This is a genomic window from Cognaticolwellia beringensis, from assembly GCF_002076895.1.
In the GTDB taxonomy this organism is placed as follows: domain Bacteria; phylum Pseudomonadota; class Gammaproteobacteria; order Enterobacterales; family Alteromonadaceae; genus Cognaticolwellia; species Cognaticolwellia beringensis.
The window spans coordinates 4511230-4533268 of the sequence record NZ_CP020465.1; the positions used below are offsets into that span (position 1 = coordinate 4511230).

Annotated in this window: 19 protein-coding genes; 12 read left to right on the forward strand and 7 right to left on the reverse strand. The window is 38.0% G+C overall.

Features of this window, described 5'->3' with window-relative positions; translation table 11 throughout:
- Positions 1-8 precede the first annotated feature (8 nt).
- Positions 9-392, forward strand: coding sequence for a VOC family protein (locus B5D82_RS18990; protein WP_081153948.1), 384 nt, complete (start codon positions 9-11; stop codon positions 390-392).
- A gap of 222 nt (positions 393-614) precedes the next feature.
- Here the strand turns inward: B5D82_RS18990 and B5D82_RS18995 are convergent, their stop codons facing one another.
- The 3 genes from B5D82_RS18995 to B5D82_RS19005 form a co-directional block, all read right to left on the reverse strand.
- Positions 615-3176, reverse strand: a complete 2562-nt coding sequence (locus B5D82_RS18995) for an excinuclease ABC subunit UvrA (RefSeq protein ID WP_081153950.1) — start codon at positions 3174-3176, stop codon at positions 615-617.
- Between the two features lie 375 nt (positions 3177-3551).
- The gene (locus B5D82_RS19000) at positions 3552-4505 is read right to left on the reverse strand and encodes a sensor domain-containing diguanylate cyclase (RefSeq protein WP_081153952.1); all 954 of its coding nucleotides are present in this window, start codon (positions 4503-4505) and stop codon (positions 3552-3554) included.
- Positions 4506-4962: 457 nt separating this feature from the next.
- The gene (locus B5D82_RS19005; protein WP_081153954.1) at positions 4963-5808 is read right to left on the reverse strand and encodes a LysR family transcriptional regulator; all 846 of its coding nucleotides are present in this window, start codon (positions 5806-5808) and stop codon (positions 4963-4965) included.
- A gap of 137 nt (positions 5809-5945) precedes the next feature.
- On the opposite strand from B5D82_RS19005, the gene rimK reads away from it, so the two are divergent.
- From rimK to B5D82_RS19025, 4 genes are read left to right on the forward strand one after another with little or no spacing between them, the layout of a single operon-like run.
- Positions 5946-6851 (forward strand): 30S ribosomal protein S6--L-glutamate ligase, encoded by a 906-nt coding sequence (gene rimK, locus B5D82_RS19010; RefSeq protein WP_081153956.1) that lies wholly within the window; start codon positions 5946-5948, stop codon positions 6849-6851.
- Positions 6852-6856: 5 nt separating this feature from the next.
- Positions 6857-7879: a succinylglutamate desuccinylase/aspartoacylase family protein gene (locus B5D82_RS19015; RefSeq protein ID WP_081153958.1), complete on the forward strand. Its 1023-nt coding sequence runs from the start codon at positions 6857-6859 to the stop codon at positions 7877-7879.
- A gap of 15 nt (positions 7880-7894) precedes the next feature.
- Positions 7895-8326, forward strand: coding sequence for an ATP-dependent zinc protease family protein (locus B5D82_RS19020; protein WP_081153960.1), 432 nt, complete (start codon positions 7895-7897; stop codon positions 8324-8326).
- Between the two features lie 27 nt (positions 8327-8353).
- Positions 8354-9241, forward strand: a complete 888-nt coding sequence (locus B5D82_RS19025) for a mechanosensitive ion channel family protein (RefSeq protein ID WP_081153962.1) — start codon at positions 8354-8356, stop codon at positions 9239-9241.
- Positions 9242-9501: 260 nt separating this feature from the next.
- On the opposite strand, the gene B5D82_RS19030 is transcribed toward B5D82_RS19025, so the two are convergent.
- Together B5D82_RS19030 and B5D82_RS19035 are read right to left on the reverse strand one after the other, a co-directional pair.
- Complete coding sequence (locus tag B5D82_RS19030) at positions 9502-10176, reverse strand: mechanosensitive ion channel family protein (RefSeq protein ID WP_094122834.1); 675 nt, start codon at positions 10174-10176, stop codon at positions 9502-9504.
- Positions 10177-10414: 238 nt separating this feature from the next.
- On the reverse strand, positions 10415-11050 hold the full coding sequence (locus B5D82_RS19035) for an MlaC/ttg2D family ABC transporter substrate-binding protein (protein ID WP_081153966.1): 636 nt from the start codon (positions 11048-11050) through the stop codon (positions 10415-10417).
- Positions 11051-11645: 595 nt separating this feature from the next.
- On the opposite strand from B5D82_RS19035, the gene B5D82_RS19040 reads away from it, so the two are divergent.
- The 7 genes from B5D82_RS19040 to B5D82_RS19070 all read left to right on the forward strand — a co-directional run bounded on the left by B5D82_RS19040 (position 11646) and on the right by B5D82_RS19070 (position 20112).
- Positions 11646-13418, forward strand: coding sequence for a CHASE domain-containing protein (locus B5D82_RS19040; RefSeq protein WP_081153968.1), 1773 nt, complete (start codon positions 11646-11648; stop codon positions 13416-13418).
- A 42-nt stretch (positions 13419-13460) separates the two neighbouring features.
- Complete coding sequence (locus tag B5D82_RS19045; RefSeq protein ID WP_081154620.1) at positions 13461-13886, forward strand: response regulator; 426 nt, start codon at positions 13461-13463, stop codon at positions 13884-13886.
- A 45-nt stretch (positions 13887-13931) separates the two neighbouring features.
- The gene (locus B5D82_RS19050; RefSeq protein WP_081153970.1) at positions 13932-15620 is read left to right on the forward strand and encodes a putative bifunctional diguanylate cyclase/phosphodiesterase; all 1689 of its coding nucleotides are present in this window, start codon (positions 13932-13934) and stop codon (positions 15618-15620) included.
- A gap of 249 nt (positions 15621-15869) precedes the next feature.
- Positions 15870-16529 (forward strand): methylamine utilization protein, encoded by a 660-nt coding sequence (locus tag B5D82_RS19055; RefSeq protein ID WP_081153972.1) that lies wholly within the window; start codon positions 15870-15872, stop codon positions 16527-16529.
- Positions 16519-18837, forward strand: a complete 2319-nt coding sequence (locus tag B5D82_RS19060) for a bifunctional diguanylate cyclase/phosphodiesterase (RefSeq protein ID WP_081153974.1) — start codon at positions 16519-16521, stop codon at positions 18835-18837. The genes B5D82_RS19055 and B5D82_RS19060 overlap by 11 nt, the downstream gene beginning before the upstream one ends.
- Positions 18830-19663 (forward strand): DUF3034 family protein, encoded by an 834-nt coding sequence (locus tag B5D82_RS19065; protein ID WP_081153976.1) that lies wholly within the window; start codon positions 18830-18832, stop codon positions 19661-19663. The genes B5D82_RS19060 and B5D82_RS19065 overlap by 8 nt, the downstream gene beginning before the upstream one ends.
- Positions 19663-20112, forward strand: a complete 450-nt coding sequence (locus tag B5D82_RS19070) for a group I truncated hemoglobin (RefSeq protein ID WP_081153978.1) — start codon at positions 19663-19665, stop codon at positions 20110-20112. The genes B5D82_RS19065 and B5D82_RS19070 overlap by 1 nt, the downstream gene beginning before the upstream one ends.
- A 215-nt stretch (positions 20113-20327) precedes the next feature.
- On the opposite strand, the gene B5D82_RS19075 is transcribed toward B5D82_RS19070, so the two are convergent.
- Positions 20328-21194: a mechanosensitive ion channel family protein gene (locus tag B5D82_RS19075; protein WP_081153980.1), complete on the reverse strand. Its 867-nt coding sequence runs from the start codon at positions 21192-21194 to the stop codon at positions 20328-20330.
- A gap of 14 nt (positions 21195-21208) precedes the next feature.
- Entirely contained in the window at positions 21209-21997 is a 789-nt protein-coding gene (locus B5D82_RS19080) for a hypothetical protein (RefSeq protein WP_081153982.1), read from the reverse strand.
- Positions 21998-22039 lie beyond the last annotated feature (42 nt).

Consider the following 22039-nt stretch of genomic DNA (forward strand, 5'->3'; position numbering starts at 1 on the left):
AATACACTATGAGCATATATACACATACAACACTTGGCACTAATGACTTAAACAAAGCCCGCGCCTTCTACGATAACGTTTTAAGCACCATTGGTCTTAAGCGAATTGCCGATTTAGATGAAAACGGTTCAATCTGGGGCGTAGACGCACCTTCATTCTTTGTACTAAAACCTGCCAACGGCCAGCCTGCAACTGTAGGAAATGGCACTATGGTTAGCTTTGAAGCGCCTAACCGTGCGGCTATCGATGCCTTTCACGCAGCAGCTTTAGCGGCTGGTTGTCCTGATGAAGGCGCACCGGGTACTCGCGATTGGGCTCCTCACGCCTATGCAGCTTACACTCGTGATTTAGACGGTAACAAACTTGCTGTTTACTGTTTTAAAGCCGCTTAACGTTAGCGTAAGTTACTTATAGCTATTAAAAATAGTCGTGAGAAAAACAGACAAAAAACACCGATTTATCGGTGTTTTTTACTTTAAAGACAGTCATCATTTATACTGGCTTATACTAAACTGTATCGGGTATTGCAGTGAAAATCAGTAATTCACAGCGCTGACTTCCTCTTCACTTTGAGTGCCGTAACAGCTATTCTTTTCTATTTTCAAATAGCCTAATTACCTCGCGCACTTCGACAACATGAAAGGCGCGGTTCGACTGGTCTTCGACTTAGCGACTTTCATCGGTGGACCTTGGGCAACAATCAAGCCACCTTCATCACCAGCACCGGGGCCAATATCGATAACCCAGTCGCTACTCTTGGCAACCTGCATATCATGTTCGACCATGATGACAGTGTTTCCGGCGTCAACGAGTCCATTTAATTGCGCCATCAACATCGACACATCTGCCGGATGTAAGCCATTTGTTGGTTCATCAAGCACGTAAAGCGTATCACCGCGTTGCGTGCGCTGTAATTCGGTGGCAAGCTTGATCCGCTGCGCTTCGCCCCCTGATAATTCAGTTGCCGGTTGTCCGAGTCGTAAATAGCCTAATCCAACTTGAAGCAATGCATCTAATGCCCGTAACACTGGCGTTTCATCGGTAAAAAATTCGTACGCAGCTTCGACGGTCAAATCAAGCACTTCAGCGATATTTTTCTCCCGATAGGTGATTTCTAACGTCTTATCATTATATCTCTGACCACGGCAAATCGGACAAGGTGAATAGACGCTGGGAAGAAACAGCAGCTCTACCCTAACAAAACCAACCCCTTCACAATTCGAGCAGCGCCCCTTAACCACATTGAACGAAAAACGTCCGACATCATACCGGCGGGCTTTCGATTTTCGGGTCGAGGCAAACAACTTGCGCACGTGATCAAACAGGCTAGTGTAAGTGGCAAGGTTTGAGCGTGGCGTCCGACCAATCGCTTTCTGGTCAACTGTTACCAGTCTTCGTATATGCTGCATACCATCAATAATCTGTCCGCCCGTTATCGTTTCAAGCTCCTGTTCCAGCAGTTCGGCCTCACCATTGGGCGCTTCAACAATACTTTTCTGTCCCAGCGCATCATAAATAAGTTCAACCAGTGCTTGGCTTACCAGGCTTGACTTGCCCGAACCTGACACACCCGTAACCGTCGTCATGACGCTTAGCGGAAAATCAACATTGAGCCCTTGAAGGTTGTTTCGCTCTATACCCGCCAACTTCAACCAATCTGTCGGCTGCCGCGGTGTGTGTTTCGCTGCATCATCAGGGGTAAAAAGGTAGCGACTGGTGTGTGAGTGACTAATATCTCTCAAACCGTCAAATGGACCACTGTAAATAACTTCGCCGCCATGGGTTCCCGCTTCTGGCCCAACGTCCACAATCCAGTCGGCATGGCAAATAACACTGACGTCATGTTCAACGACGAATAAAGAATTGCCTGCGAGTATCAGTTCATCCAACGCACCTAACAATGCTTGAGTATCAGCAGGATGTAAACCTGCCGACGGTTCATCAAGCACATAGACAACGCCGAACAGTTTCGATCGAATTTGGGTTGCCAAGCGCAAACGTTGCAGCTCACCTGGCGACAAGGTTGGCGTACTGCGTTCGAGTGACAGGCCCCCCAAACCTAGTCGCGTGAGTGCTTCAACACGGGATAAAATATCGCGGGTAATTCGCTGAGCAACAATGGATTTTTCTGGATGTAGTTCACTGTCTGCCGGATTTACATTAGCTGCATCTCCCAACAATCGAGTCAGTTCGGTTAGCGTCAACTGCGACAATTCACCAATATCGAGGCCAGCAAACTTCACCGATAACGATGCAGCTTTAAGTTTCTTGCCATGGCAATCTGGACACTCAGAAATTTGCATAAACTGGGCAACACGTTTTTTAGTGCGCTGGCTTTGTGTGGTAGCAAATGATTGTAAAATGAAGCTTTTAGCACTAGTGAACTTCCCCATGTAATGAGGTTCTTCACCGCTTTCGATCGCCGCGTTAATTTGGGCAAAATTGTATTCTGGATAAACGGGGACAACAGGCGTTTCCTCAGTAAACAGGATCCAATCACGTATTTTTTTCGGTAACAACTTCCACGGTTTATCAATGTCGTAGCCGAGGGTAACCAATATGCGGCTCAGATTTTTACCTTGCCACGCCGGTGGCCACGCAGCAATGGCGCGTTCTCGAATCGTCTTGGTATCGTCGGGAACGAGCAGCTTTTCCGTCACTTCAAAAACACGGCCAATACCATGGCAACGGGCACACGCTCCTTCCGGTGTGTTGGGTGAGAACGCATCTGCATACAATATTTTCTGGCCACGCGGATATTTCCCTGCCCGGGAGTAGAGCATACGCAGTGCATTAGAAATCGTGGTAACACTACCGACAGATGATCGCACCGACGGCGTGCCCCGCTGTTGTTGTAGAGCGACCGCCGGCGGCAGTCCCTCGATGACATCGACGTCCGGTTCATCAACTTGGTCAATCAAACGTCGCGCATAGGGCGACACTGAATCGAGATAACGACGTTGTGATTCCGCAAACAAGGTGCCAAAAGCCAGCGACGACTTTCCAGAGCCAGAAATGCCAGTAAAAACCACCAGTGCATTACGCGGTAAGTCAACGTCAATATTTTTCAAGTTATGAACGCGTGCACCCCGCACCTGAATACATTGGTCGGGATCACAGGAAATAGCCTTGCTCTTATTTCGATCGTGGGGGGGATTTTTTTTTGTGATGGCCATAAAACTGTTACTCCGTTTTACCGTGCTTTACAATGTTAATCCGCTTGGCTGTATCTACCAAACTCTAGGACTGATTTAATACGATCTTAACATATCCAAAGCACTGTCGATGAATATATCTAATGGAATACTTATACCAAGGGAATTGATCACTTGCCTAATTCAAATGATATTAAAGAGTGTTAGTGATGGCGCATGCTAAGCATCGGCGACCGATTATAAAAATCGTAATTTCTCACCAAAAATCAGACTGTTTGTTGATTACTGAACTGTTGATATAAACTCATTGGATTAAATATGGGTCGTTAGAAAATACTAAATAGCATGACTCATCATTAAATAATAAAAGGACAATCAGAGGTTGGCATTGCAATATTAGTTATGCTTCTCCTTAAACATCAAAGCATCACCAGCTTCAAGCAGTTCCTCGATTGTGGCATGTTTTTCTGGGTCGAACGTTACAATACCATGTGAAAATGTTATGTCGTACTCACGATTTTCAGCGCTATTTAATTGATCTAAAGAGCCTTTAAAGCGTTGAACAAACTCTTCTGCAATTAACCTTGTTGTATTTGTTAGTAAGACGGCGAATTCATCCCCACCTAAACGGGCAAAAACATCAGAATCGCGGCAAGTACTTTTCAGCGTATTAGCAAATGTAATTAAAGCACTGTCGCCTTCTGCATGACCATAATTGTCGTTAATACTCTTGAATTTATCTAAATCGAAGAATAGTAAAGTTTCAGACGTTTTATAACGAATAGCACTATTGATAATTTGTTCCGCTAACATCAGAAAACCACGACGATTAGAAATATTTGTCAGCTCGTCCACAGTTGCCATTTGCAATGCTGATATTTCAAGCTCTACTGTCGCAGCAAGATCGCTCAATGCTTGTATATCGTTTTCGTCAAATTGTCTTGATTTACTGTCGATAATGCAAAGTGTTCCTAGCATACTGCCATTTGGTGCTTGCAAAGGACAACCGGCATAAAAGCGAATTTTTGGCTCACCGATAACCCAAGGGTTATCGTAAAAGCGCTCATCTTCCAAGGTATTAGGAACGATGAAAACTTCACGCCCCAAAATGGCATGACCACAAAAAGAAATATCTCGTTCAGCCTCTCGAACTGGCAAGCCAACACAAGACTTAAACCATATCCGCTCTTCATCGACCAAGCTCACCACTGCAATTGGCACGTTAAACATTTTTTGTGCCATGCGAGTTAGTCGATCAAACCTTTCATCCTGTTGGGTATCCAGGATATTAAGTAACTTAAGCGTTTCATTTCGCGCTTGTTCATCTTCTGGAAGCTTTGGTTTTGTCATAAATATTGAAAAACTCTTTTATATCGATTTGATTAATTAAGTGATCTACTTTTTCATAAGGGAAAAAGGATAATGACAAGGCATAAAGTTAGTCAGTCAGTCAGTAGTTATGCTACTTATCAATTTTATAACGCCGTCATTATTAATTTTAACCATTAAAATGAGCCGTTAATTAATCAACTTGGTATTATACCTATAAAGATAAAAATCAAGCCTGAATCTGCATTAATTTTTAATTACTTTGAAGAGTATGCCTTACTATCCAAAATCGCAAGCGCTTCGCGGGATATCTGCTTTTTTCATACAAAACAGTTTAATTATATTCATTCACAATGATAAAAACCGTCCTTGAACTGTCGCACTTAATGTTTGTTTTAGCTTAAAACCAGCTGATTAATGACTATAAAAATACCAAAGATAACTACAAGTTTAACGATTTATAAAATGCTTTATTTTTCTAAACAGGTAAATGCGGAAATAACCCTATGGCTTGTTTAATAATTTCGGTTTTTTGACTTTTCGCTAAATAAACAGCAAATATTTCTCGATGATAAACCGGTGCACTTTCTACCACGAACAAATTATTCGCTTCTACTTGCTCAAAAGTCATTTGCCTAGGCAAGTGTGCACTGCCACCCGCTTGTAAAATATAATTTAAGGCAATGCGTGGTTGGCTCATAAAGTGTTTAGCCGGTGCCCCATCTTGAGATTCACGCATATGCAGGGTATTAACCGACTCGCCATAATCCACCATAATGTAATTATCTACATTCATTCCTTCAATGTGTTCAGGATCCGTTGTCACTAGATGCAGTGGCACCGTGGCTACTTTTTCTGTCACTAAATCTTCGATAAATGGTGGCTCAAATAAAAAGGCAATATCGACCGTGCGGTTAATAACATTTTTTCTTAATTCCATTGGTGAGTATGTACTGGTAAATAAGCTCACTGAGTCCAAGTTACGATGAATTTTTTGCAGCCAACCTTGTAAAACAATATCCCAGATAGAGTTCATTGAACCAATAGCAAGTTGTTGGGAATCATGCTCTGCTACGCCAACATCGTGCTTGGTTTTTTGCCACATGAAAAGAATTTCATTGGCATGCTTTATTAATCTGTGTCCTTCAGTGGTTAATTTTAAATGTTTATGACTGCGATCAAACAGCAAAACACCCAAGTCATCTTCTAATAACTTTATTCTTGCACTAACCGCGGACTGAGTAATAAAAAGATTTTCAGAAGCAACCCTAAAATGTAAAGTACGACTTACTTCTAAAAATGTCGTTAATAATTCAAATTTCATAAAAACCCTCTCTAATCAATTTTTTTGATTAAACCAGTCAAAATATTGCGTTTTATTATTCTAAAGCATGACTATACACTCTACTTACACATTTACCTCACTTTATTTATAAAAGTGGGAAAGTCGGACATATAATTATGAAAGTTGCAATCTTATCAAGAAATAAAAATCTATATTCTACAAAACGTTTAAAAGAAGCTGGCGAAGCCATGGGTCATGAAGTTGATGTTATTGACACTTTGCATTGTTATATGGATATCACCAGTAGTAATTCAAAAGTACGTTACCACGGTAAAGAGTTACCGATGTACGATGCTATTATCCCTCGCATTGGTGCTTCAGTAACATTTTACGGTACTGCTGTTGCTCGACAATTTGAAATGATGGGCACATTTAATATTAATGAGTCTGTTGCTATTAGTCGCTCACGCGATAAGTTACGTTCATTACAGTTATTGTCACGTAAAGGCATTGGTATGCCGCGTACGGGTTTTGCTAGTAAGCCAGATAACGCTAAAGATTTAATTAAAAACGTGGGTGGCGCACCCGTCGTAATTAAATTATTAGAAGGTACGCAAGGTATTGGTGTAGTTTTAGCCGACACTGCAAAAGCTGCAGAAGCTATTATCGAAGCGTTTATGGGCTTAAAAGCTAACATTTTAGTGCAAGAGTTTATTAAAGAAGCTGGCGGTGCTGATATACGTTGTTTAGTTATTGGCGGTAAAGTTGTAGCAGCCATGAAACGTCAAGGCGCTGAAGGTGAATTCCGCTCAAACTTACATCGCGGCGGCAGTGCTGAAGTGGTTAAATTGTCAAAAGCTGAGCGTGATACAGCGATTAGTGCGGCAAAAGCAATGGGCTTGAACATGTGTGGTGTAGATTTATTACGTTCACAGAATGGTCCTATGGTGATGGAGGTTAACTCTTCTCCTGGTTTAGAAGGCATAGAAAAAGCAACAGGTAAAAATATTGCAGGTATGATTTTTGAATTTTTAGAAAAAAATGCCAAGCCACATGCCAATAAAACTCGCGGTAAAGGGTAACTAATATGAAGGATATATTAAAGATTGGTGAGTTTGAAATATTACCCGGTGAACAGCGCAAAATTGAATTGCCTGTCGCCAAACTGTACACCGATGCTAACGTTTCATTACCTGTTCATATTATTCGAGCAAAAAAACCGGGCCCGACAATTTTTATAAGTGCTGCCGTGCATGGTGACGAATTAAATGGTATTGAAATTATCCGTCGCTTGATCAGCGAAAAGAAATTTAGGATCACCCATGGAACAGTAATAGCGGTACCTATGGTCAATGTTTATGGTGTAGTGAACCAAAGCCGTTATATGCCTGACCGCAGAGATCTTAATCGTTGTTTCCCAGGCTCAGCGAAAGGTTCTTTGGCCGGCCGAATAGCACACATTTTTCTTAATGAAATTGTTAAGCATTGTGATTACGGTATTGATTTACACACAGGTGCAATTCACCGTTCAAATTTACCGCAAATTCGCGCTGATTTGTCTTGTGCAGATACTAAAGAGCTTGCCATGGTGTTTGGCGTACCCGTTGTATTGAATTCCAACATTATTGATGGTTCTTTAAGGGAAGCAGCCGTAAAACATAAAACTAAAGTGCTACTTTATGAAGCCGGTGAAGCATTGCGTTTTGATGAGTATTCAATTCGTGCTGGCATGAAAGGCATTACTAACGTGCTAAAACATTTAGGCATGCGTAAAGCGTCAACTACGCGTAAAAAGGTAATCGAGCCGTTTGTTGCTAACAGTAGTCAATGGTTAAGAGCAAATGGTAGTGGTATTGTTAATCATCGCGTTAAGTTGGGAGACCAAATTAAAAAAGGGGATATTTTAGCTGAAATTGGTAGCCCCTATGGCGACATTTTAGATGTAGTTAAAGCGAGTAGAGCCGGTATATTAATTGGTCAACAAAACATTCCTTTGGTACAAGAAGGGGAAGCTATGTTCCATATTGCCTATTTTGAAGAAGATGATAAACATATCTCCCAGCAAATAGAGAGCTCTCAGGACAACTTATTACCGCAAAGCAGCATGTGAGAGGGGTAACGTAATATGACTAAAAAGCAAAAAGCAATTATAGGCCGTTTGGAAACAATTGCGCTACCTGAGTTAGCAATAGCAGATATACAGGTGCGCGTAGACACAGGAGCTAAAACCTCCTCTCTACATGTCGACAACATTGTTAAGTTTAAAAAAAATGGCAAAATAATGGTGAGGTTTGACCTGCACCCTGATGCTTACAATGTTGATGAAATAGTTTCTTGTGAAGCACCGATACATGACATCAGAAGAGTTAAATCTTCAAATGGTACCTCCGAGCAAAGATATGTAATATCAACACCGGTACAACTAGGTGAAACACTCTGGCCAATTGAAATAACCTTAACCGACCGCTCAGACATGAGTTATTTAATGTTATTTGGCCGTGAAGCCATAGGTACTAAATTCCTTGTTGATCCATCAAAAGTATTTGTAAGCTCATAACTTATTAAATTTTATTGAGGCGTTTGTATGACAATTGAACAGGCAATAGCACAAATTAAAGCTGTACTCTCTTACAACGTGATGACGGTATCAGATCAACTAGTGACATTAGGGGATATTCTTTTTATCCCCTTACTCATAGGGATCGGTTTATTGTTAAGTAAGTGGTTAATTAGGTTAATCAGTAAGCGCTTAAGAAATAAAAAAACCGATCCTAATGTCATTCATCTAGTGGAACGAATTTTATTCGTAATTGCAATAACGGTCATCATCATCAGCATATTAGACTTTATCAATGTGCCGATAGCCGCCTTTGCATTTTTATCTGGTGCCGTTGCAATCGGCTTTGGTTTTGGTGCACAAAACATCATCAACAACTTTATCAGTGGTTGGATTTTAATGTGGGAACGCCCTATCCGTATTGGCGACTTTTTAGAAGTTGAAGAAACTAAAGGGCTTGTTGAAGAAATTAATACTCGCTCGACACGGATAAAACGAGTAGACGGAGTGCATTTATTAATACCTAACAGTAAATTATTAGAAAATACCGTGGTTAACTGGACTTTAGTAGACCCGTTTGTTCGATGTTCTGTGACTGTTGGGGTTGCTTATGGCTCGCCAGCTAGAAAAGTTGCCGAGTTAATTATGCAAGCAACAACCGAGCAAACTGAAGTATTAAAAGAGCCTAAGCCCGTTGTTACATTTGATGACTTTGGCGATAATGCTTTAATGTTTCAGGTTACCTTTTGGATAAGCTCACAAGCTGAAAGTGGCTTAAGAATATCTAAAAGTAACGTAAGGTTTCGCTTGGAAGAGTTATTTGAAGAAAGTGATATTGTGGTCGCCTACCCGCAACGTGACATTCATATTGACGGTTCATTAAAGTTAATCAAAAGTGAAGTACAAGCGGATTAAATAAAGCGGCATAAACCGTTTCACAGCTAATTAATATTCATTGTTACCAATTAACTAGCTGTGAAACGACCAACGGTTAGGTGTTAATTTGAATAACTCGTATTCAAAACAATAACCGCCCCCATATTGTCTAATAAACGATATACGTAGTACGATAATAGTGCAATAAACAACGCTATTGTTGCCTGTTTTACTCATCGTATTATGACATTGCTAAAATTATAATTTATAACAAATCAGACACTTCAAAACTGATAATTTTAGCTATTTTTTTTATTTTCGAACCACAGTGCCATAAAATCAGCGGTCAATTTTTGCTCTATCCCAAGCGCTTTTTCTGTTGGACAAAAAATTGAAAATACCACCTGTGTATCACCAAGCTCAGAAGTAGATATTTGAATATGAGGCTCAGGACCAGCAATCTTGATATCTAAACGATTTTCTATTAATTGATTGTAGCGCATAGCCACTTCTTTAAATTCAATACAGTATAAATTTGCCTTTTCATGCAGCGTATCAATAAAAATAAAGGGATTAACGCTATCGTCTCGCACGATAGTGAAGTGATGCATTGCATAGCGCTTTAAAAAGTTAAGGTTCTTTATGACTGAGGTAATTAGCTGGCTATTTGGCACATATAAGGTTTTACCTGTATATTGATAATCGTGCTTATTAACCTCTAAAAGGGTGAGTTTTGCCCAGTCATTAGAGTGCACTTCACCATAATACTTGCCTACCTGTATCCAATCACCAATACGAAAAGGACGGCTTGATAAAATATATATAAAGCCAATAAAGCATTGAATAAACTCTCTGGTGGCAAGTACGATAGCGACAATAAATGCGGCGATTGAAAAAGCAAACTTTTGAATTTCACTCGACCAAATATTAAAGATAAAAACAATAACTAATAAGGTAAATATATTATTTACCATATTAATCTTTAATCTTTTACTCTTCTTCGACTTTCTTTTTATCAACCTGATTATGATTGCTTTGACGACAAAAAAAGCAATAATAAATAATATGGTTAATAAAAATTTATTCTCTAATAAAAATTCGATAATAGTTTCAAGATATAAAATAATAATGACCTTACTAGTGCTTAATGATTGTTTGCATTGTTATCAACTTAAGCTAAGTAAGCTAAAGTTGATACTCAAAAAACGTTATCTAACCATCAACTACTTTTTGATTGATTTTCTGTAAATGTAACAAGGTGCCTTCTACACCTAGCTTGTTAAAACTTGCGTTTATTTCTGCTTGCTTAGTTTGCAATAAGCTTATGCCTTCAACCTCAATATCAAAAAACAGCCAGGCTTGCTCATTGGACTGTAATAATTTTACAACCGCTTTATTCGTTTTTGTTTTTCCAACAATCGTGACATCTACCATCGCCAGTTTACCACTTTTAGAAAGTGTGCTTTGACCAACATGAATAACTTCATTATTGTATTTATTTAATAAATTACTGTAGGTGTTAATAAGCTGCAGAGATAATTCAGTTATAAAAGCTTCTTTAAGCTCATCTGGCACCTTAGGCATATTTTTATTTAGCACTTTGTAAGTAAAGTATCGAGCATCAAGCTCGGGTAATAAATACTGACTTAAAACATCTCTAATATTAGTTTTGGTTAATGCTTCAGTTTGCTTTAACTTAATCAGTGCAGATTCAACCTGACTAAATACCTCCTGAACCTTAGTTTTAGCATCTTCAGTTGACGCAAAAACAGTCGCAGAGATTAAAAGCGCTATAGTAATAATAACAACACTGATTAAATTGATGTTAATAGCACGTTTGGTTTTCATTTTATTGCTCAGTAGATCAAGTATATGAACTATTATAGTGATTCTCGTCAAGCTATCAAACGTATTAATTTACTCAGGTTAATTAAATAATTTTGTTAAAGTAGTTGCTGTAACAAAAATATAAACTAATAGTTTTTTTAATTAAATCTCAGAGATATAAGCCTGCAAGCAAAGTGGACCGGCTTAGCAGAATTAAATTAAGTTTTGTCGTTGCCAAAGTCCTATGAATTTAAACTTATCATATGATCTACCTGCTTAGTTTGTCCGTATTTTAGGTAAGTTTACTATAAAAGTATTTCTATTGTTTAATAACTACTCAGCAGAATACAGCTATTGTTAGCAGTGACACTCACCACATCATTATAAACATCAATAGTCTAGTAATACGCTGATTTATATATTATCTTAGTGATATAGTTAGCTTTGTTATTGATGTATTTTCATCAACATAAATTAAATTTTAGATGAATACCCTTAACTGGTAATAAAATTTAACTACATTGATCAGGCTTGTAGTATGTGTATTTATTTTGCACCAAGGACAGGCAGGTATATTTACCTGAAGTAATTAACACAGTAGATCGAGAGACATTTAATGAAAAATAACGCGACTGAAGTGAATCATGCGGATATTGAACGTCAGAAGTTAATTGACTCGAGCAAATTTCACGGTATTCATTGGTTAATACTAGCGCTGTCATCCATATTAACGGTTGGTGCATGGTATATTGCATCCGAGCAAGTTAATAAAAGAATAGCTGAGCGTTTTGAGCGCGAATCTTTGCACGTTATAGAACTTGTTAAAGAGAGAATGCAGTTATATGAGCACGCATTATGGGGAGCTGTTGCTCATGTTGATGCGAGCGAAAATGATGTTACTAATCAGCAATGGGAAAACTATAGTAACAGTCTTCGAATAGACAAAACCTACCCTGGTATTAACGGTTTAGGCTTAATTTATAATGTTAAAGCTGAGCAACGAAATAGCTTTATTGCAAAGCATCAAAAAAATAGACCCAACTTTTTCATCCACCCAACACATAATGAGCATGAACTTTGGCCCATAACTTTTATAGAGCCAATGGCTACAAATGAACAAGCTGTAGGGTTAGATATAGCGTTTGAAGAAAATAGGTACTTTGGTGTCCAAAAAGCAAGAGATACCGGTTTAGCGCAATTAACCGGCCCCATTACTCTCGTGCAAGATGCGAAAAAAACGCCTGGTTTTCTCTTTTACGCGCCGTTTTTTAAAAAAGGCTTGCCGCATAATTCAGTCAATACTCGTCGAGCGTCAATTCAAGGTGTAGCTTATGCACCTTTTATTATGTCTAAACTTATTTCGGGTACGCTTGCTGTTGACCAGCGACATGTTACCTTAAAAATTAGCGACACGGGCCTATTATTATATAATGATAGGAATAACTCACTTGCCGATAAAATAGATCCAAACCCCCTGTTTATCGATAAAGTTGAAGTAGGTTTCTATGGTCGTATCTGGCAATTTACTATCAGTTCAAATTTAAGTTTTCGCGAAGCTTCTGGCTCAAGTCAGCCATATTTTATCTTAGCTGGTGGTGTTTTAATTGACCTTTTACTTTTAGCTTTATTCATTGTACTTTCGAGATCAAACAAACAAGCACTGCTCTACGCGGACGAAATTACCCGAGAGCTAAAAATTAAAACTCAACGTTTAATTAAGTCAAACCAAGACCTTGAACAATTTGCTTATGTAGCATCGCATGACTTAAAGTCGCCGCTAAATGCCATGCGAAAATTAGTCAGCTGGATCGGTGAAGACTGTGAAGATATATTGCCAGACAGCTCTAAAGAACACTTAAAACTGTTGAATAATCGCAGTGAAAGAATGAATAAATTACTTGATGACTTACTCGATTATGCCCGTATTGGCCGTCAAGAATTTAAACCTAAGCCAGTAGATTTAAAAGAAACAGCTCATGAGATTTTTAGCTTATTAGATCATCCAACAACGTTTACCTTATCAGTAGAAAAGCAAATATTACTTCTACCTAAAACACCTATAGAAATTGTGCTACGAAATCTCATTTCAAATGCTATAAAGCATCACGATAAATCTTCTGGCCATATCATAATTCACTACAAAGTCGTTGACGACATGCATCATATTAGTGTGCAAGACGATGGTCCGGGTATCCCAAGCGAGTTATTTGAAAAAGCAGTAGAAATGTTCCAAACTTTACGACCGAGAGATAAAGTTGAAGGCAGTGGTATGGGTTTGTCGTTATCAAAGAAAACTATTGAACATTATGGTGGCAGTTTAATTATCAAGTCCGACGGTACTACAGGGACGACCATAGTGGTATTATGGCCAATAACAACGGAGAAATAATCAACTTAGCAATGGTATTAAATGAGTTCAACGGATAATAAAATGAGTGAAAAAACAAAAGAAGTAACGCTATTTTTAATAGAAGACGACGATATTGACGCCATGTCTATAACCCGTGCTTTTAAAAAAATGTGTATTGGCAATGAGATAATAAGAGCAACTGACGGCCTTGAAGGATTAGAAATGTTGCGCAGCGGCGCAGTACCGTCACCGTATATTATCTTGCTTGATTTACAAATGCCGCGTTTAAATGGTTTTGAGTTTTTAGATGAAATTCGCCAAGACCCGAAATTTGCCAAGAGTATTGTTTTTGTTTTAACCACCTCAAAATCTGATGAAGATATGACGGCCAGTTACAAAAAAAATATCGCGGGTTACTTTGTAAAAGAGCAAGTAGGCGAAGGCTTTCTAGATATCGTAAAAATGCTCAAAGGCTATTGGAAAATAGTCCATTTTCCAGAGAGCTAAATCATTCAGCTCGATGTAATTACCATGACAAAAAGAGAGTTATCTTTGAATATTTTAATTGTTGATGATGATATCGTCGATCGCGAAAGTATCAAGCGAACATTAAATCAATCGACCACCCTTTGCCACTTTGTTGAAACTGAGTCGGTTGATGAAGGTTTAGCTGCTTTTGCAGAGCAAAATTTTGATGTGATATTACTCGACTATCGCATGCCACAACGTGACGGTATTGAGTTATTATTAGAATTACGTAATGCATCGTTAGATAATAATGTTGCAATTATTATGCTCAGTAACTCTGAAGAATCTGAATTAGCATTAGAATGTGTCAGAGCGGGTGCTCAAGACTTTTTATTGAAATCAGAAGTAACTACATCGAGGTTACAACGTGCAATTTTACAAGCTCAAGCTCGTTTTGAATTAGAACAAAAACTCCACCATAGTTATCACCAAGCAAAAAAACTCGCAGAGCAGGACTCTTTAACCGGGTTGGCTAATCGTTATTCTTTTGAAGAAGCATTGCATTTGTCTATAACGCAACAACCGCGTGATAATTCCACATTAGCACTTATCCTCTTTGACCTTGATAATTTCAAGTATATTAACGACACGCATGGTCACGATGTTGGCGACGAAATATTGAAACAAGTCGCACAAAGAGTTAATCATTGTTTACGTGGCAATGAAGTATTCGCACGCTTAGGTGGAGACGAATTTGCCATTATATTAAGTAACTTACATAACGTCGACAATGTAACGAGAGTATCCAAGCGGATATTAGCTTGTTTAGATGAAGCGTTTAATATTTCAGATATCGTAATTAAAATGGGCGCCAGCATTGGTATCGCCATTTACCCTAACAACAGTACTGTCGCCAATGAGTTACTTAAATATGCTGATATTGCGATGTATCGCGCGAAAAAATCGGGTAGAAATCAAATATGTTATTTTGAAGAGGAGATGCAAGCGCAGTTTCTGCAACGATACCAAATTGAAGCTAATTTAATTGGTGCTGTCGAGCGTAATGAATTTGTCTTACATTACCAACCCATATTTGAAACAGCGACTAAAAACATTATTGGTTTTGAAGCGTTAATTCGATGGAGTTTTCAAAATAAACTGCATTTTCCAGATAGTTTTATTTCTATCGCTGAATGCTCTCACGCCATTATTGATATTGGCCGTTGGGTTATAACACAAGCCATATATCAACTATCAATATGGAATTTACGCAACGGTAAAACTTTTACCATTTCCATAAATTTATCAAGTATACAATTAGCTGATAAAACCTTGGTTAGTTTCATCAAAAACATGATAGAAAAGTATCATGTGCCAGCTAATTTAATAGAATTTGAATTAACCGAAACTGCCTTACTTGACAATAGTAAGCAAGCGGTTGGCGTACTTGAGTCACTGAGTGATTTAGGCTGTCAAATTGCATTAGATGATTTTGGTAGTGGGTTTTCTTCAGTATCACATTTACAAAATTTTCCTATTGATACAGTAAAAATTGATAAATCGTTAATACTAGCATCTGAGCAACCCAAAGCCAGAGCATTAGTAGCAGGACTTTCAGCTATGCTGCACTCATTGGAGTTAGATATAGTCGCAGAAGGCATTGAAAATAAACAAAGCTTAGCTTTCTGCCAACAACTTAATATACAGCGTGCACAAGGCTATTACTTTTCTCAACCTTTAACCGCTGAATGTATAGAAAAAACTTATCTTTGACACGTTTTATAGTCAAATTACCTTTGTGAAGTATTACACAGACTTAGAGACAATATATTGATTGCATTTTGTTATGTAAAAACTTAATCTGATCTTCAAGGTATAGCCTAACGCACTGTACCTTAAGCAGTTGATTTAATTTTTCAATAGTTATTTTAATAGTCATAATAATTGAATAAAATTGGTTTAAATATCCTCATGAAACATACTTATTCATGTGTTACAAAAACATAGTTTTAAAAGGAATTTATGAAAAATCGCTTTTTAAATATTTCAAAATTGGCCCTTGCGATTTTAGTACTTTGCACTCAAGCAAACGCCGATTCATTTTTAGTTCAAGATCAACAAGGGTTACCGCTTAAAAATGTGGTTTTAGAATTCACGGTAAATTCCGCTTCAACATCTTTAGTGTCTGGGCCAAAAACGTTAATTATGGATCAGGTTGATAAGCTATTTAAACCTGACGTTTTGGTTATTCACCAAGGCGACTTTGTTGACTTCCCCAACAGTGACAACATCAGGCATCATGTTTACTCATTTTCCTCAGTAAACCCTTTTGAATTAAAACTTTACTCAGGAAGACCAGAAGCCCCTTTACAATTTAATAATGCCGGTGTTGCCGTCTTAGGCTGCAACATACATGACTCTATGGTGGGTTACATTTATATTGCGACTTCAAAATATGTATTAATGACAGATGAGCAAGGTTTAGCCACACTCGATAATACGGTTAAATATGAAAGCGTGAATGTCTGGCATGCCAGTGCACTTACTAGCATTAAAAATATCACTTATGATGACATAACCAAAAAAGCAAACGACAACGCGTTATTTGTTATTGACCTCGTTGTTCAGTCACCTGAACCAAGAAATACATTCCAAAGTATTTTTAATCAGAATGGCGAATAAAACTTCTTTACGTAGGCAAATTACTCTACTGGGTGTGTCACTGGTTATTTTGACCGTGGCCAGTCTATTAGCTGTGTCTATTTGGAAATCAATATCCTCACATAGTCAACAAATAGACCAACGAATTACCAGTGCTGAAAATGTCTTAATAGAATATTTACAGGCCAAAGAAGAATTATTGCTGACTGCATCAAAAGTGCTAACAGCAGACTTTGGCTTTAAGCAAGCAGTTGCGACCCGGGACAAAGGCACAATCGCCAGTGTATTAGACAATCATAGCTCGCGAATTAACGCCAGTTTAATGGTACTGAGTGATTTAAACGATAATATTATATCTTCAAGTAATAACCAGCTTACCTTTGACTCGGTCTTTACTGAAAGTTTAATTAACGTAAAACAAAACTTAAATAAAACCCAGTTAATGTTATTGGGTGGTAATTTATATCAACTTATTGTTTTACCCGTAGATGCACCAAGAACCATTGCGTACTCCATAATAGGTTTTCAAATAGATCAGGCTTTCGTTAACGAATTAAAAAGATTAATGGCTATTGAAGTTAGTTTTTTTTATAACGACGGCCTCATCATTTCAACTTTACCCTATACCGATACTAGTCATACCGAACATTTTAGAAAAACGGATAATTCATGGTTGCTGTTTGAACGAAAACTCTATGAAAATAAAGCAATAGCATTTACTAATACTCACCATCAGACATATATTGCGCAACTATCTGTAGATTTAACGCCAAGTTATATCGAGCTTGATAAGTTAGTCGCCATTACCTTGTTTATATCACTGTTAATCATCGCTATTACTGCTTTTGCTAGTAGTTTGATTGCCAAAAATCTAACTAAACCACTGCATCAGTTAACGCGCTTAAGTCGCGACTTTGCTCAAGGTAAGTATGAGCACAGCGGAATGATGACTGAAGGTAGTGTTGAAGTTTTAAAGGTTTATACCAGCTTTATTAAAATGGGCCGAAAAATTGAACAGCGTGAAATTAAAATTAATTATCAGGCCAAGCATGACTCGTTAACCGATGTTTATAATCGCGCGACATTTCTTGAAACACTAACGCAACATATGGCCGCACATGATCACGACAAACAGACGTCATTATTGGTCATGGCAATTAATGTGCGATATTTTAAACGTATCAACGATAGTTTAGGCTCTGAAATAGGCGATATTACGCTTAAAGCTATTGCTGAGCGTATTAAAAGTATTTACCAAGAAAAAACCATTATGGTAGGTCGATTTTCGGGTACCGAGTTCTGTTTGGTGATCAACATAGAACATAATGAAAGTTATGACGATATCGTTGAAAAATTTTTATCGCAGCTAAGAGCACCATTACAAGTTAATAAACTCTGGCTGAATTTAAATTATCGTATCGGCACTTGCCTTTTCCCAGAACGCAGTAGCAATGCTAAAGAGTTAGTAAGAAGAACCACCATTGCCTTAGAAGCAGCAAGGCATGAAAACACAACGATAAGGGCCTACAAAGATGGTGAGGATGAAGCGTATTTAGAGCGATTAAACTTACTTGAAGAACTTAGAGAGGCAATGAAACACGATAGCGGCGAATTGTTCATGGTATATCAACCTAAACTAAATTTAGATAACGGAAAAATAGAAAAAGTAGAGTCGCTCATTCGCTGGATAAAGCCTGACGGACAATTTGTTTCTCCTGAGTTGTTTATTCATCTAGCTGAGCAATCAGGTCTTATAATCAAATTAACCCAGTGGGTAATTGATACCGTGCTTAAACAGCAGCAAGAGTGGCTTACTGAGAATATAAGGCTCAAAGTTGCTATAAATATTTCAGCACAAGATATTGCTCATGCCGACTTTATTGATTATATTTTTGAAAAAATTTCCCAATATAAAATTGACCCTAAGCTGATTACTTTAGAAATAACCGAACGCGATATTATGACTAACGAAGATTTAGTGGTCAGTCGACTTAAGCAATTGAAGCAGACCGGTATACAGATTTCTGTCGACGACTATGGCATTGGTCAATCGTCTTTAGGTAAATTAAAACAATTGCCTATTGATGAGTTAAAAATAGATAAAGCTTTTATACTCGAACTAGATAAATCTGAAAAAGACCAATTCATCGTTAAATCTACTATTGAATTAAGCCATAAACTAGGTATAAGTGTGGTCGCTGAAGGTGTAGAGAATAAAGCGTCTCTAGATATGCTTGCAGAGATGAAATGTAACCACGTGCAAGGTTACTTTATTTCTCGTCCAATAAAGTCAGCAGACTTACTAACGTGGTTAAACACTTATGAATAAATTATCTCCCCTACTTTATGCCTGTTTTTTTACTGTATTTTCTGCTAATTGTTTAGCCGAAGGTAAAATTCTTGCCACACCAGGAGTTTCTCAAATTGAAGGTTCAGGTGGTGGCGGTATTGTACCTTGGGCACAATTAGCCGGTTACGCTACCGAAGAAAGCATCTCGATTAGTGCCGCATGCAGCCGTGTAACCGTTAAAGACTTTTCTTTAAACAGTTGCGGTGTACAAGCAAATTTATATGACAAAATAGAATTGTCGTATGCCAAACAAACCTTTGAGGTGACCCCTCTTAAACTTGATTTAAAACAAACGATTATTGGCGCTAAGATTAATTTATTTGGTGATTTAGTCTATTCTACTTTGCCTCAAGTGAGTTTAGGCATTCAATCGAAACAATTAAAAACCAGTGATATCGCCTTTGCTTTGGGTGCAGAAAAAGATTCAGGTACCGATGTTTACCTAGCGGCAAGCAAATTACATTTAGGTTTTATTAACGGATACAATTGGTTATGGAACATAACTGCAAGACATACCAAAAGTAACCAAATAGGTTTATTGGGCTTTGGTGGCGCTAATGAAAATAAAAAAATTCAATTAGAGGCATCTACCGCTGTTTTATTAAACCGACATTTAGCCGTTGGCGTTGAATTTAGACAAAAGCCTGACAACTTAAATTTGGGCGAAGATCACTGGAAAGATGTTTTTGTGGCCTGGTTTCCAAATAAACATTTTAGCGTTACGTTGGCCTATGTAGATTTAGGTCGTATCGCTGCCATTGACAAGCAAACTGGCTGGTATTTATCTACTATGTGGTATTTATAATGAAAATAAAAAAAGTAACTAAATTCTTAATTTTAATACTGATTACAGGATGTATATCTTGCTCTTCACCTAACAATATTAATAACGAGAGCACCCCAAGTCTGTATCAAAAAATTGGTGAAAAGCCTGCAATTGATATGATCATTAATAATTTAGTCAATATTATTGGTCAAGATAAAGTTATTTTTTCGCATTTTGCCCAAAGTAATGTGACCCATTTTAAAGAGAAACTCTCGGTGTATTTATGCCACATAACCGATGGGCCATGTGAATATAATGGTGATACGATGCAAGATATTCATCGAGGCATGTATATTGATACCAACCAATTTAATCACTTTGTTGAGCTTTTTATCGGCGCTATGGATGCATCAGATATTAGCTACCCTATCCAAAACGAATTATTAGCACGATTAGCTCCGCTAAGAGAAAGTATTTTCAAAATGTAATAATTAAACGCTAAAGTAATTTATACCAATTTGATTAATTAAGTGAGCTACTTTTTCATAAGGAAAAATGAGCAACTAATTAATCAACTAGCTATTACACGCCAACGATTTTAGTGCTAGCGAAATAATGCCAACTAGCGCTGACTATGCTGCAATAGCCGTTTTACTTATGACAACGAAGACTGCATTATATTGTGATTATACAAGGTGCTCAGTTACTTTTCACTGTCACCAATTTCAGTACCTTTATCAAGCGTAGTAGCCACAGGAAATGGCTTAGTTGCCGTTCCTGCATATAAACTAACATGAGGGAATGGTATTTCAATGCCTTGCTGATCAAAAGCCTTCTTTATCTCGGTATACATACTATTTTTCAAAGCCAGAAAATTTTCTCGCCTTGCCCACACAGAAAACTGAATATCGATCGATGAACTACCAAAACCCGTTAAGATGAAAACAGGGGCTGGCTCTTCTAAACAAATTAAATTTTTCGCCGCAATATCAAGCAGTATTTTCCGTACCTTTTCTATATCTTCTTTATAAGCAATACCCAGTTTTAAATCAGCACGTCTAATCGGGTATTTAGTCATAGTGGTTACGGCACTTTTGATCATACTTTCATTGGGAATGCGGACAAATAAATTATCAAATGTACGTAACTTTACTGAGAGTAAATCGATAGAAATGACTTCACCGGTAATGTCATTTACCTTGATAACATCGGTAATAGAGAATGGCCGCTCAATCATCAGGAATAAACCACTGATTAAGTTTGAAGCGGACGTTTGCGACGCAAAGCCTAAGGCCACGGTAAAAATACCCGCAGCGCCTAGTAATATGCTTAAATCAATACCTACGTTATCTAACGCTGAAATAGTCACCAAAACTAAAATACTGTAAAAAATTGACCTTTTCAAAAATAATTGACCATGAGCAGTCATTTTATGTTTTACAATTTTTACTACGGCACTACTGATTAATCGAGCAAAGATAAAACCAATAATGAATAATAAAAGTGCTTGGCTCAATGCAAATAAATGCGAGGCTTTAAGAAGTTCGATAAACGCTACGATATCTTTCACAATAATTCTCTTTGTTAAGCAAATAAACTACTAATACTGCGTATGAGTATACTTTGTCCGGTTGCGACTCTCGGGTTACTAATTAACGTCGAAGATAGCGCTTCAACCGGTGCATGTTTGTCAAGGTGCAATTCTACGTTGTCTACATGACTCCCTCGATGAACCGACATGCCCGTTGTCCAAAGTTGATGCTCTTCATCGGCATACAAATGCAATAATGTTACCGGCACATTAATACGTTCTATTGTTAAAGGTTGGTCATGGTTATTAATTACACTAATCGGCGTAATTGCTCGATGCGGACGTTTTTCTATATTCGTAAGTTGAATGCGTGCCGCGGTATATTTTGCGTAACATATTTGTCCAACTCGGGTAGAGGGACCAAACCATGAGTCAGAGGGTCGCCAAAAAGGTAAATCAAGCAAACATTCACCTTTAGGCTCTAATTTAGCAGAGAACCAAATTGGCGTGCTAACGTAAAGCCTTGCCTTTTCGCCTGCCAGTAAAGTTAGCGGAGTATCTGGGCGCGCCACCACAGAACGGTCAGCTAATAACGGTAATACCTGTACTTTTTCTGAGGTATGTTGTTGTAAATACCGGCCAAACTTTGCTTGCTCAATACAGCAATTATCATCGAGTTCACCAACAACCATGGGCTCGTCACTTTCAGTATCAGTTTCTAAATTCCAGCTATTCCATTCATTTTCTAGGCGTTTTAAAATGATGGTTCTCTCGCCAAGTTGCCAACACCGTTGTTGTTGAAGGCTAAAAGTAAACTCGCCCCACCATGCATTATTAGCCATTTTATCTTCTCTATTTTACTTGCGCGTTAACTCATTAAAAAG

Excerpts from the sequence above, each read along its gene's own strand:
- rimK (WP_081153956.1), top strand. The coding sequence starts at position 5,946 with ATGAAAGTTGCAATCTTATCAAGAAATAAAAATCTATATTCTACAAAA.
- B5D82_RS18990 (WP_081153948.1), top strand. The coding sequence starts at position 9 with ATGAGCATATATACACATACAACACTTGGCACTAATGACTTAAACAAA.
- B5D82_RS19055 (WP_081153972.1), top strand. The coding sequence starts at position 15,870 with ATGAAAAATCGCTTTTTAAATATTTCAAAATTGGCCCTTGCGATTTTA.
- B5D82_RS18995 (WP_081153950.1), bottom strand. The coding sequence starts at position 3,176 with ATGGCCATCACAAAAAAAAATCCCCCCCACGATCGAAATAAGAGCAAG.
- B5D82_RS19035 (WP_081153966.1), bottom strand. The coding sequence starts at position 11,050 with ATGAAAACCAAACGTGCTATTAACATCAATTTAATCAGTGTTGTTATT.
- B5D82_RS19020 (WP_081153960.1), top strand. The coding sequence starts at position 7,895 with ATGACTAAAAAGCAAAAAGCAATTATAGGCCGTTTGGAAACAATTGCG.
- B5D82_RS19070 (WP_081153978.1), top strand. The coding sequence starts at position 19,663 with ATGAAAATAAAAAAAGTAACTAAATTCTTAATTTTAATACTGATTACA.
- B5D82_RS19065 (WP_081153976.1), top strand. The coding sequence starts at position 18,830 with ATGAATAAATTATCTCCCCTACTTTATGCCTGTTTTTTTACTGTATTT.
- B5D82_RS19080 (WP_081153982.1), bottom strand. The coding sequence starts at position 21,997 with ATGGCTAATAATGCATGGTGGGGCGAGTTTACTTTTAGCCTTCAACAA.
- B5D82_RS19060 (WP_081153974.1), top strand. The coding sequence starts at position 16,519 with ATGGCGAATAAAACTTCTTTACGTAGGCAAATTACTCTACTGGGTGTG.
- B5D82_RS19000 (WP_081153952.1), bottom strand. The coding sequence starts at position 4,505 with ATGACAAAACCAAAGCTTCCAGAAGATGAACAAGCGCGAAATGAAACG.
- B5D82_RS19030 (WP_094122834.1), bottom strand. The coding sequence starts at position 10,176 with ATGGTAAATAATATATTTACCTTATTAGTTATTGTTTTTATCTTTAAT.
- B5D82_RS19040 (WP_081153968.1), top strand. The coding sequence starts at position 11,646 with ATGAAAAATAACGCGACTGAAGTGAATCATGCGGATATTGAACGTCAG.
- B5D82_RS19015 (WP_081153958.1), top strand. The coding sequence starts at position 6,857 with ATGAAGGATATATTAAAGATTGGTGAGTTTGAAATATTACCCGGTGAA.
- B5D82_RS19005 (WP_081153954.1), bottom strand. The coding sequence starts at position 5,808 with ATGAAATTTGAATTATTAACGACATTTTTAGAAGTAAGTCGTACTTTA.
- B5D82_RS19045 (WP_081154620.1), top strand. The coding sequence starts at position 13,461 with ATGAGTGAAAAAACAAAAGAAGTAACGCTATTTTTAATAGAAGACGAC.
- B5D82_RS19025 (WP_081153962.1), top strand. The coding sequence starts at position 8,354 with ATGACAATTGAACAGGCAATAGCACAAATTAAAGCTGTACTCTCTTAC.